At 65.6% G+C, this 11,917-nt stretch carries 10 protein-coding genes; 2 read left to right on the plus strand and 8 right to left on the minus strand.

What is annotated here, in order from left to right:
• Positions 1–1,339, plus strand: a 1,339-nt coding sequence (locus HUU99_RS08250) for a glycine--tRNA ligase subunit beta (RefSeq protein WP_174286103.1), incomplete at its 5' end; no start/stop codon positions are given.
• Between the two features lie 79 nt (positions 1,340–1,418).
• On the plus strand, positions 1,419–4,082 hold the full coding sequence (gene ppdK / locus HUU99_RS08255; RefSeq protein ID WP_174286104.1) for a pyruvate, phosphate dikinase: 2,664 nt from the start codon (positions 1,419–1,421) through the stop codon (positions 4,080–4,082).
• 78 nt (positions 4,083–4,160) lie between these two features.
• Here ppdK and HUU99_RS08260 read toward each other — a convergent pair whose 3' ends face one another.
• The 8 genes from HUU99_RS08260 to HUU99_RS08295 are packed head-to-tail and all read right to left on the minus strand — an operon-like array spanning position 4,161 to position 11,873.
• Positions 4,161–4,508: a hypothetical protein gene (locus HUU99_RS08260; RefSeq protein ID WP_174286105.1), complete on the minus strand. Its 348-nt coding sequence runs from the start codon at positions 4,506–4,508 to the stop codon at positions 4,161–4,163.
• 52 nt (positions 4,509–4,560) lie between these two features.
• A complete protein-coding gene (locus HUU99_RS08265) occupies positions 4,561–5,565 on the minus strand; it encodes a type II secretion system F family protein (RefSeq protein WP_174286106.1) in 1,005 nt (334 codons plus the stop codon).
• Positions 5,566–5,583: 18 nt separating this feature from the next.
• Positions 5,584–6,552, minus strand: coding sequence for a type II secretion system F family protein (locus tag HUU99_RS08270; protein WP_174286107.1), 969 nt, complete (start codon positions 6,550–6,552; stop codon positions 5,584–5,586).
• Positions 6,553–6,610: 58 nt separating this feature from the next.
• Complete coding sequence (locus tag HUU99_RS08275) at positions 6,611–7,888, minus strand: AAA family ATPase (RefSeq protein ID WP_174286108.1); 1,278 nt, start codon at positions 7,886–7,888, stop codon at positions 6,611–6,613.
• Between the two features lies 1 nt (position 7,889).
• Entirely contained in the window at positions 7,890–8,522 is a 633-nt protein-coding gene (locus HUU99_RS08280) for a CpaD family pilus assembly protein (RefSeq protein ID WP_174286109.1), read from the minus strand.
• Between the two features lie 38 nt (positions 8,523–8,560).
• Positions 8,561–10,255 (minus strand): type II and III secretion system protein family protein, encoded by a 1,695-nt coding sequence (locus tag HUU99_RS08285; protein ID WP_174286110.1) that lies wholly within the window; start codon positions 10,253–10,255, stop codon positions 8,561–8,563.
• A gap of 1 nt (position 10,256) precedes the next feature.
• Positions 10,257–11,348: a Flp pilus assembly protein CpaB gene (gene cpaB / locus HUU99_RS08290; RefSeq protein WP_174286111.1), complete on the minus strand. Its 1,092-nt coding sequence runs from the start codon at positions 11,346–11,348 to the stop codon at positions 10,257–10,259.
• Between the two features lie 51 nt (positions 11,349–11,399).
• A complete protein-coding gene (locus tag HUU99_RS08295; RefSeq protein WP_174286112.1) occupies positions 11,400–11,873 on the minus strand; it encodes an A24 family peptidase in 474 nt (157 codons plus the stop codon).
• Positions 11,874–11,917 lie beyond the last annotated feature (44 nt).

Genomic DNA, 11,917 nt, shown 5'->3' on the forward strand with positions numbered 1-11,917 from the left:
GCCCCTCCCCTTCAGGGGAGGGGTTGGGGGTGGGGCCGTGCCGCAGGCATCCACGTCGGCACTCGGGGAGAGTCCCCACCCCAACCCCTCCCCTGAAGGGGAGGGGCTAGCAGACCTCGCCGAACGCGCGGCCCGCCTCGCGAAGGCGGACCTCGTCTCCGGCATGGTCGGAGAATTCCCTGAACTCCAGGGCTTGATGGGCGGCTATTACGCCACGGCGCAGGGCGAAGACCCGCGCGTCGCCGTGGCGGTGCGCGATCACTACAAGCCGGTCGGGCAGGGGGACGACGTGCCCACCGATCCGGTGACGGTGGCGGTGTCGCTGGCGGATAAGCTGGATACGATCACCGCCTTTTTCGGGATTAATGAGCGGCCGACAGGTTCTAAAGATCCGTTTGCTCTGCGCCGCGCTGCTCTTGGCGTCATCAGGTTAGTGACAGTAAATAATTTGAGGCTCGGATTTCGCCGCGTCTTGATCGTCGCATTGATGGAGCACGGTTTTTTCTGGTGGAACCGGCTGCTTGCTGGCGCGCGCCGCATTGATGAGGACTTTCGTCCCAACCTACGTTACTTCATTGAGTTGGCAGATAAGCATAACGTCGATACTCAATCACTTAGAGGTGCGAGTATCGAGGCGGCATTGTCGGCTCGGCTCTCAGCAGCAGATGTGCCGTCCGCAGTGTTTGCGTTTGCTGACATGAAGCAGCAGGAGATCGTGCCCTTTTTTGGTGAACGTTTGACCGTCCAGCAACGCGAAGCCGGTGTCCGGCACGACCTGATCGATGCGGTGTTCGCGATCGGCGGGGAGGACGACCTCGTCCGCCTGCTGGCGCGGGTGCGGGCGTTGCAGGGGTTCGTCGGGACGGCGGATGGGGCGAATTTGCTTGCCGGGTATAAGCGGGCGGCGAATATCTTGAAGAAGGAGGGGTGGCCTTCTTCTTCCCCTCTCCCGTTGGAAGAGGGGCAAGGCGCGCAAGCGCCGCGGGGTGAGGACAGGGGGGAGACGGTGCCGTCCTCACCCGACCTCGCTGCGCTCGGCCACCCTCTCCCAGAGGGAGAGGGGAAGAAAAATCTGTCCTACACGCCCGAAAACGGCGAAGCCGCGCTCATCGCCGCGCTCGACGCGGCGGAGCCCGCCGCCGCGGCCGCGGTGGCGCGAGAGGATTTCGAGGCGGCGATGATGGCATTGGCGAGTTTGCGGGCACCGATCGACGCGTTCTTCGACACCGTCATCGTCAACGATCCCGATCCGGCGAAGCGCGCCCACCGGCTGGCGCTGCTTGCGCGGGTTCGTGCTGCAGTGCACAATGTCGCCGATTTTTCCCGTATCGAGGGATGAATTCTCTTTTTACGTAGTGTCCACTTCGTCCACTTCCGCGCGTTCGCAGACGCAGCAATAGGCATTTAGAGGTCCGATCATGACGCAATATGTTTACCGGTTTGGCGGCGGCGTTTCGGACGGGGGCAAGGGCGACAAGAACCTGCTCGGCGGCAAGGGCGCGAACCTGGCGGAGATGGCGTCGATCGGCCTGCCGGTGCCGCCGGGCTTCACCATCTCGACGCCGATGTGCACGACCTATTACGACGAGGGCGAGCAGTTCCCGCAGGGTCTGCGCGACGAGGTGGCGAACGGCATCGCGCATATCGAGGGGATCACGGCCAAGCGCTTCGGCGATGCGTCGGACCCGTTGCTCGTCTCCGTCCGCAGCGGCGCGCGGGTGTCGATGCCGGGCATGATGGACACCGTCCTCAACCTCGGGCTGAACGATGCCACGGTCGAGGGGCTGGTCGCCGCGTCGGGCGACGCGCGCTTCGCCTGGGACAGCTATCGCCGCTTCATCCAGATGTATGCGGACGTGGTGCTGGAACTCGATCACGGCGCGTTCGAGGAGGCGCTGGAGGTCGCGAAGGAGGATCGCGGCTTCACGCTCGATACCGAGCTTTCCGCCGACGACCTGAAGGCGCTGGTCGCCGAGTATAAGGGCCTGGTCGAGGCGGAATGGGGCAAGCCCTTCCCGCAGGACGTGCACGACCAGTTATGGGGCGCGGTCGGCGCGGTGTTCGGATCGTGGCAGTCCGAGCGGGCGAAGGTCTATCGCCGGCTGAACGATATCCCGGCCAATTGGGGCACCGCGGTCAACGTGCAGGCAATGGTGTTCGGCAACATGGGCGAAACCTCCGCGACGGGCGTGGCGTTCACCCGCGATCCGTCGAAGGGCGACCGCGCCTATTACGGCGAATTCCTGATCAATGCCCAAGGCGAGGACGTCGTCGCCGGCATCCGCACCCCGCAATATCTGACGAAGACCGCGCGCGAAGAGGCAGGCGCGAAGGCGGCATCGATGGAAGAGGCGATGCCCGCGGTCTATGCCGAACTCGCCGCGGTGTTCGACCGGCTCGAAACGCATTACCGCGACATGCAGGACATCGAATTCACCGTCGAGCGCGCGAAATTGTGGATGCTCCAGACGCGGTCGGGCAAGCGCACCGCGAAGGCCGCGCTGAAGATCGCGGTCGACATGGCGGAGGAGGGGCTCATTACCCGCGACGAGGCGATCGCGCGGGTCGATCCGCAGGCGCTTGACCAGCTGCTCCACCCGACGCTCGACCCCAGGGCGACACGCGACGTCATCGCCAAGGGTCTGCCCGCCTCGCCGGGTGCGGCCTCGGGCGCGGCGGTCTTCGACGCCGATACCGCGGAAAAGCGGGCGGCGGCGGGGGATTCGGTGATCCTGATCCGCACCGAGACCTCGCCCGAGGATATCCACGGCATGCATGCGGCGAAGGGCATCCTGACCGCGCGCGGCGGGATGACGAGCCACGCCGCGGTCGTGGCACGGGGCATGGGGCGACCCTGCGTGTCGGGCGCGGGCAGCGTCTCTATCGATGCGAAGGCCAAGGTCATGAGCGTCGGTGGACGCGAGGTGCGCGAGGGCGATACGCTGACCATCGACGGCACGACGGGCGAGGTGATGGCGGGTTCGGTGCCGACGGTACAGCCGGAATTGTCGGGCGATTTCGGGACGCTGATGGGCTGGGCCGACGCGGTCCGCCGGCTGAAGGTCCGTGCCAATGCGGAAACGCCGCACGATTGCCGGACCGCGCGTGATTTCGGCGCGGAAGGCGTCGGGCTGTGCCGGACCGAGCATATGTTCTTCGAAGGATCGCGGATCACCGCGGTGCGGCAGATGATCCTGGCGGAGGACGAGACCGGGCGTCGCGCCGCGCTCGCCAAGCTGCTCCCCGAACAGCGCGCCGATTTCGCCGCGATCTTCGAGGTGATGGCGGGGTTGCCGGTGACGATCCGGCTGCTCGATCCGCCACTGCACGAGTTCCTGCCGCATGAGGAGACGGACTTCGCCGATGTCGCGAAGGCGGCGGGCGTCGACGTCGACATATTGAAGCGCCGCGCCGCCGAACTGCACGAATTCAACCCGATGCTCGGCCATCGCGGGTGTCGGCTGGCCGTGACCTATCCGGAAATCTACGAGATTCAGGCACGCGCGATCTTCGAGGCGGCGATCGATGTCGCGGCGGCATCGGGTGCCGCGCCGATCCCGGAGGTCATGATCCCGTTGGTCGCGACCAGGCGGGAACTGGAACTGATGAAGGCGGTGGTCGACAAGGCGGCGAAGGCGGTGTTCGCCGAGCGCGGGACGACGATCGAGTATCTGGTCGGCACGATGATCGAATTGCCGCGTGCGGCGCTGCGTGCGGGCGAGATCGCCGAGGTCGGCGAGTTCTTCTCGTTCGGGACCAACGATTTGACGCAGACCACGCTTGGTGTCAGCCGCGACGATGCCGCGCGGTTCCTCGGTGTCTATGTCGAACAGGGCATCTACGCGAAGGACCCGTTCGTCAGCATCGACGTCGAAGGAGTCGGCGAACTGGTGAAGCTCGCCGCCGATCGCGGAAGGGCGACGCGGCCCGACATCAAGCTCGGCATCTGCGGCGAACATGGTGGCGACCCGGCGTCGATCGATTTCTGCGAAAGCGTGCGTCTGGATTACGTCAGCGCCTCACCCTACCGTGTGCCGATCGCACGTCTGGCGGCGGCGCAGGCGGCGTTGAAGGCGCGGTAGGCTATCGGGCCGTGCAAACCCTATCGTCACCCCGGCCTTGAGGCGGGGGTGACGGAGAATTGGTGGCAATGCAGCGCATTACGTCCGCGGCGCGAAATCGAACCAGCCGCGGCGCTCGCCCGCCGGATAGGCCGGTCGCGCCACCGGTCGCGCCACCGGTGCCGCGGTCCGCGGTGCCATCGTCTGCGCGGGCACCGGCGCGGCGTCGCGAAACCGGGCGTTCTCGCGTTCCAGTTCGATCTGGCGCGATTTCTCGGCGGCGATCCGGGCTTCGGCGTCCTTGCGGCTGGTGGCATGGGCGTCGCGTTCCGCGGCGTACCGATCCCGCCATTTCCGCCCGCCGGGGTGGCTCGCCAGCCCGAGAAACCACCCCGCGACCAGGACCAGCGCCAGGATCGCGAACTGAGTCGCCGTGAACGTCATCATCGAAATGCCTCCTGTTACGGATGCACAACGACCGACGGCGTGTCGGGTTGCGTTACGAGTGGCCGACCCCGCCCTTGAACGCGTCGCCGATCGAACAGGCCGCCGGCCCCAGGATGACGACGAACAGGACGGGCAGGATGAACAGGATGAGCGGCACCGTCATGATCGCGGGCAGCCGTGCCGCCTTTTCCTCGGCGCGCATCATGCGTTCGTTGCGGAACTCGGCGGACAGGACCCTGAGTGCCGACGCGAGGGGCGTGCCGTATTTTTCGGTCTGCACCATCGTCGTCACCACGCCCTTGATCGCGTCCAGCTTGACGCGCATCGCCAGATTTTCGAACGCGGCGCGGCGTTCGGTCAGGAAGCCGAGTTCGATCGCGGTCAGGGTGAACTCGTCGCCCAGTTCGGGATAGGCGCGGCTCAGTTCCCGCGACACGCGGTGGAACGCGGCATCGACGGTCAGACCCGCCTCGGCGCAGATCACGAGAAGATCGAGTGCGTCGGGCAATCCCTTGCGGATGGCGTCGGTGCGCTTCGTGATCTTGTTCTTCAGGAAGATGTCGGGTGCCTTGTACGACAGGATGAAGCTGACCGCGACGATCCCGTACCGCTTGAGCGGGGTATAGGTCGCGAACATGTCGGTGCCGTAGACGAGATAGACCATCAGCCCGCCGAACACGATCGGCAGGACCAGTCGGCCGAAAATGACCGCGACCGCCCATTCCTTTTTCCGGATGCCCGCCTGCATCAGCTTGATCTGCGCGGCCTTGACCTGACTGTCCTGGAGGACCTTCATCGACTGCAGGATGCCGCGCATCCGGTCGGCGGTGTCGTTGCGCTGGACCAGCTTGGCGCGACGCTTGGTGGAGGCGGTGATGCCGGCCTTCAACTGTTCGCGCCGATCGTTCAGCGCCTTTACCCGCTTCGTCATCGGGTCGCGGACGCTCATGACGGTGTAGATGGCGAACATGACCGCGAAGGCCGCGACACCCGACAGCATCGTCGCCACCCACAGGACATCGATGCCCAGGATCTTCGGTCCGCCCGTCTCGCCCATGGTGCCGTCCGTTCCCCGTCAGATCTCGAAATTGATCATTTTGGCCATCACGAATGCGCCGATGCCCATCCAGCACAGGCCGCCGATACCCCCGATCATCAGCCGTTGGTCTGTGAAGAAGGTCTGCATGTAGCTGCCGTTGATCAGGTAGATCATGATGAACACGATGAAGGGCAGCGCGCCGATGATGTAGGCGGATGCCTTGGATTCGGACGACATCGCCTTGATCTTCAGCTTCATCTGGCCGCGCATACGAAGCACATTGGCCAGATTGGCCAGCGTCTCCGCGAGATTGCCGCCGGTTTCGCGCTGGATGGCGATCGTGATGACGAAGAACTGGAATTCGGGGGTGCCAAGCCGGTCCGCGGTATCCTGAAGCGCCGCGTCCATGGTCTTGCCGATTTTCATCTTGTCGGATACCATGCGGAATTCCTCCCCGACCGGGCCTTCGACTTCATGGCCGACGACCCCAATGGTTTCCGAGATCGGCAGACCCGAGCGGAGCCCGCGAACGAGCAGTTCGATGGCATCGGGGAATTTGGCGGTGAATTTGCCGATCCGGCGCTTGGTCATGTAGCCGACGGCGAAATGCGGCAGGCCGACGCCGACGAACAGCCCGAAAAAGACGGCGAAGAGGATCGGCATGCCCAGGGTTTTCATCGCGACCAGCACGACCAGCGCGATGACGCCCGTCGCGATGCCGTAACCACCGACCGTCCAGTTCTTGCCGGTCATCGCCAACCGCTTCGCCAGCAGTGCCGGGTTTGGCAGCAGACGGCCAAAGGCGAGGTCCATCTTGGTATCGCGATTGTTGCTGATCCGTCGCATCTGCGATTCGACGACCGCGCCCTCGACATGACGCAGGCGCATCGCGCCTATGCGGCGCGTCTGCGCGCGGGCCGGCGACGGTCCGGCAAGGGCGAACGCGATCATGCCGAGCACGACCGTTGCGCCGATCGCGATCATCAGCAGCGGCATTGGGTTCATCGCGCGCAATCCCTTCCCGACGATGGCGCGCCGCCGCGTTTCCGTGGCGGCGGGCGGCTCACTTCTTGGGTTTCTTCGCCATCAGCGACTTGATGTCGCCGAACTTGCCCATCAGCGATCCGCCCTTGACCCGCGGCTTGCCCGCCAGCCCGGCACCGTCGCCCGAACATACCAAAGCGACGCCCTCCGCCAGCTCGACGAGCGGTGCCACGGTCTTCGTATTCTTGCCGGCCTCGGCAAACGGCTTGCCAAGTTTCGCTGCCTGAGCAGCGAGCTTCTGATCGAACGCTATCGCGAAATCGATCTTACGTTCGATCGAGCCTTCGAAATCCTTGCGGCTGATCTCCAGGCCATTCGCATGCAAGCGGTTGGCGACGAGGATGACCGCGGTCTGCGGCGCATTCGTTTTCAGCCAGGACAGGATACGGATGGTGTCGCGCGCCGCGGCAAGCGTCAGTTCGGTCACGATGACTGCGATCTGGACCTCGTTCACCAGGTGCGGATGCTGGACCAGCATGCCGCGGGGCAGATCGACGATGGTGCATTCGAACGCCGCGCGCATTTCCTCCTGCAATTGGTAGAAAGCGGCACCATCGGTCATCATCGGCGCGTTGATCGGGGCTTCGGCGGACAGCACCGCGAGCTTTTCCGATGCCTTCACCATCGCGCGTTCGATGAACAATCCGTCGATACGGCTCGGGTTTTCGATCGCGTCGGTCAGGCCGCGCCCGGGTTCGAGGTCAAGTGCGAGCGCACCGGTGCCGAAATGCACGTCGAGGTCGAGCAAGGCGGTCGATCGGCCATGCTTGTCCGACAGCAGCCAGGCGAGCGAGGTGGCGACCGTCGACGCCCCGACACCGCCGCGCACGCCGATGACCGCGGTCGCGCAGTGCGGCCGGTCGACCGCGACATCCGCCACCTTCGGCGCGTTGAGCATCGCATACGCATGGCTGAACGCCTCGCGCAGCATGTCGGGATGCAGCGGCTTCAGCAGATAATCCTGAATGCCGCTGGCGACGAGATCGCGGTACAGGCGCACATCGTTGACCTGACCCGATGCGATCACCACCGTACCGGGCTCGCACACTTCGGCCAGCGCGTTGATGTCGTTGAGCGGATCACCCGATTCGGCGAGGTCGACGAACAGGATCAGCGGGCTTGCCGAGACCGACAGCGACTGGATCGCGTTGCGCAGGCCGCCCTTGTAGATCTTGTCCGGCGACCAGCCGAGTTCGGTCGCGATCGGGCGCACCGTATCCGCGGTGGTGTCGTCGCAGACATAGGCCATGAAGGGATCGCGTTGCGCCGCGCCGGCGGGTTTCCACGGTGCGTTCATCTCATTTCCCTCCCGTGCTTTCGGCTTTCATTCCCTGCGCACCGGTCGGCAGCGCCTTGCGGAAGGCGGTGATCGCCTTGCCCGATACCGTCGTATCGGTCGTCTCGTCGGACGACCGGCCGTGAACCAGGTCCTCCGGGCGCGCGATCATCGCCGCCAGCGATGCGTTCGTCGCGCAGCCATAGTTAGACGAGGTGTTGCTGTTGAATTCATGCGCCTCGTCGCGGCTCCAGTCGGGGCAACCGGGAACGGTCGCCTTCATCCGGCTGATGACGATCCGCACCGTGCCCGGTGCGATCGGCGCGGCGCTGATCGGCGCATCGTCGCCCAGCAACAGACCATAGCCCGCGATGACGGTGCCGACCTGTTCGTGCACCCGCGCGGCCGGCACGCCGGCATCGTCGATGGCGATGCGGTCGCCATAGCCGACGTGAAGTGCGGCCATCCAGCCGACCAGCCGGCGCTGTTCGCCCGGTGCCAGGCCGCCGCCCGCCGTGGCGAGATCGAGCGCATAGTCGCTGCGGGTCACGACGGCCTGATGGACCGATTCGAGGCCGCGATTCTCGGTACCCATGCAGCCGCCGAGCAGCAATGCCGGGACGAGCGAGCCGAGCGGGACAAGGCGCATCTTCATGGAACGGAATCCTCGGGTGGGGGCGCGGTTACGGCGGATCATTCGGAAAAGCCCGGCATGGCGGCGGGCTGACCCTTTTTGGGGACGACCGCCTTGGGGGCGGAATCACGAAGCGCGTCGGGCGACGGCGCGGGCAAAGCGGGTGCCGCCCCGCCGATCGCCAGCGGCGGCGCGCTGGGTGCCATCGTCGGGACGGGACGCTTCGCGCCCGTGACGCCGCCGCCGAGGTCGCCCTTGAACACGCGGCCCAGGTCGGTCGGTGCCCGGCTGCCGTCGGTAGGCAGGACGATGTCGGACGGATTCTGTACCGGCCTCACGAGATACGGCGTGATGACGATCATCAACTCGGTCTCGTTGCGCTTCCATGCGTTCGAGCGGAACAATGCGCCGAGCACCGGCACGTCGCCTAGCCCGGGTGCCTTGTCGATCGAATTGGCATTGTCGTTCGAGATCAGGCCACCGATGACCATGCTCTGGCCGGACCCCAGTTCGAGCGTGGTTTCCGCGCGTCGTGTGGTCAGGCCGGGAATTGACACGCCATTCAGGGTCACCGCACCGGCCGCCGACAGTTGCGACACTTCCGGGCGGACGCGCAGCGAGATGCGGCCGTCGGACAACACCGTCGGCGTGTAGGAGAGGCTGATACCATATTGCTTGTATTCGATCGATACCGCGCCAAGGCCCTGGCTGACGGGGATCGGGATCTCACCGCCCGCGAGGAAACTGGCCGTCTCACCGGACATAGCCGTCAGGTTGGGCTGTGCGAGGGTCGTCACTTGACCATCGGTCTCGCCCAGATCGAGCGAACTGAGCAGGTCCATCCCAAGCGCATGGCCCGCAAGACCGAGCACGGTGCCGGCACCGGTGCTGCTGCCCGGGAAGGTATATTGCGTGGCGCCCGGCAGTAGGCCGCTGGCGGTCGCGGGTATCGACAAGCCGTTTGCGTCGACGGGGGCACCGTTGACATAGCGCGCGACGGGATTGCCCGTCACCGTCGTAATGCCACCGCCGGCGCGGCCTGATGCGATCCCGAAGATCGCACCGCTGCCGTTCTGTCGGTTCTGCAGATTGATGCCGATATTTTTAACAAACGACCGGCTGACCTCGGCGATGCGGACCTGCAGGTTCACCTGCAACGGCGTTGCCGTCTTCAGTCGATTGATGACCGCGATCTTCAACACCGCACCGGGTGTCGTCACGTCGACGCCGGGGTTCAGCAGTGACGCCACCAGCTGCTGGGCCTGCACCGAGTCCGCGGGCGAGGCGACGGTGCCGGTCAGCACCGCCATCTGGCCGACATTCAGGATCCTTATGTTCGCATCCGGCATCGCCGCCTTCAGCATCGCGTCGACCGACGTGATGTTCTGGCTGACGCGGACGTTCGCGGAATAGACGACCGCACCACTTGCACTGGTCGCGAAAACCGTCGCTTCGCCGAATGCCTTGCCGAACAGGTGGATTCTGCGGGCATTGTCGACATAGACGTCGGCGACGTCGGGGGCGGAGACCCAGATGTCGCTGACCGCAACCGGCAGGTTGATCAGTTCGCCCTGGCCGATCGACAGCAGGACGTTGCGTGTCGGTCGCTCGGCCGTCGGCGGCAACTGGCGAACGCCGGCAGCATGGCCGGTGCGACTGCGTACCGGTGCGGCGACCGCGATGCACGATCCGGCCACCAGGGCCGTCGCGACGCCCGCGGTCAGCGACCGGTGCAGGAAAGCTGGGATCGTCATGTCAGTTCTTCCCCCCGACCGTAACGGCCGTGACTTTGGCATCGGAGCCGTCTGCGGGCTTGCGGGTCACCGTCAGGGTGACCGCGCCTACCGGGACGGCGGTGGCAGTGCTGCCGCGTGCGACGTGGACAAGATCGCCCGATACTGCGGCCGTTGTGGACCCGGGGGCCAGGGCGTTGACCCCGCCAACGCCGGGTGCGCTTTCGGCCTTGCCCGGCACCGTGCTGCGCTGGAAGCGCGAGACGTCGGCACCCGTTGCGAACGAATTGGCTCCGCTCTGCGGCTGACCGGCGACCTGGGCCAGCATCGCCCGCTCCGCCTTGGGATCGGTGCCAGCCGGCACCTTGATCCGGCCGGAGGCGATCGCCTCTTCCAGCTGCGAAGAATTGTCTGCGATCGATCGGAGCGACAGCGACAGCGATCCGACCGTCTGCGCAACGGCGATCTGCTCCGCGATCTTGGGCGTCGCCTCGACCGTCACGGTGCCGAAGGTCTTGACTTGGGTCTTGCCGTCTTCGCCGACGGCATTGTCGGTGCGCTGATCGGTCGCCAGCACGCGCAGGTTGCGCAGAACGGTTTCCGAAACCTTCAGCGGCGATCCGTCACCGCCGCCCGATACCGACTGCGTCAGCACGAGGTCGATGCGGTCGCCCGGGAATACGAAGCCTGCGACCGCGCTCTGGGTCGACACGGGGAAGGTGACCGCGCGCATGCCCGGTCCGAGCGCGGCGGCCAGAAAGCCGCGATCGCCCGGCTTCACCAGCGCGCCCTGCGTGACCGGTTGACCCGCGGTGATGGCGTTACGGACGACTGTGCCCTGCAACGAATGGAGATCGGTCCGGGCGCGAAGATAATAGGCGTTGTCGACCAGTTCCTTCGGCCAGGGCTGGAATTTGAGTGCGGTCGCGTCGAGGATGGTGCCGACGGGCAATGCGCGGGTCGCGACCAGCACTTCCGGGCCATCGATCACGACCGCCGTCGCGGCGTTCGCGCGCGGCGTTGCACTGCCTGCGATCATCGACCGCGCGAAGAACGCGGTAATCCCGGCGACGAACAACGCGCCGATCAGGAGTACGAGCTTGCGACTATCCATCTCTCAACAGGCCTTTCGGGCTACGCCGGGGGGTGAAACCGACGTTAATCATCACGATAATTGGTTAAGGATCGGTTCGCGGATCGTGACGATCGCTGCGAACGCGATCGCGACGCCGTACGGGATCTCGATATTGCCGCTACGGCGACGCAGCCGTTGCTCGGCGATCAGGGCAAGCGTGATCGCGCCGCCCGCCAGCGACATCGCGACCAGCATCGCGACGAACCCGCCGAACGGGAGCCACAGCGCGAGCGCGGCGATCAGTTTCACGTCGCCGCCGCCCATCCAGCCGAAATGGAACGCGGCGGCGAAGATCGCGAAGACGCCGATCGCCAGACCGATCTGGGCCGCGACGTCGGGCCACGGATACAGCCCGTTCGCCCACCACCAGACCGGCGCGAGCAGAACGATCGCGCCGGTTTTCCAGTTCGCGATCTCGCGGCGGCGAATATCCTCCAGCCCTGCCCACAAGAGCAGCGCGATCAACGCGACGAACGGCACCACGACGGAAACGAACCCATGCATGACGGATGGTTCTAGACGCGAGGGCTTATGAAACCGTAACCGTG

The organism is Sphingomonas bacterium, from assembly GCF_903642285.1.
In the GTDB taxonomy this organism is placed as follows: domain Bacteria; phylum Pseudomonadota; class Alphaproteobacteria; order Sphingomonadales; family Sphingomonadaceae; genus Sphingomonas.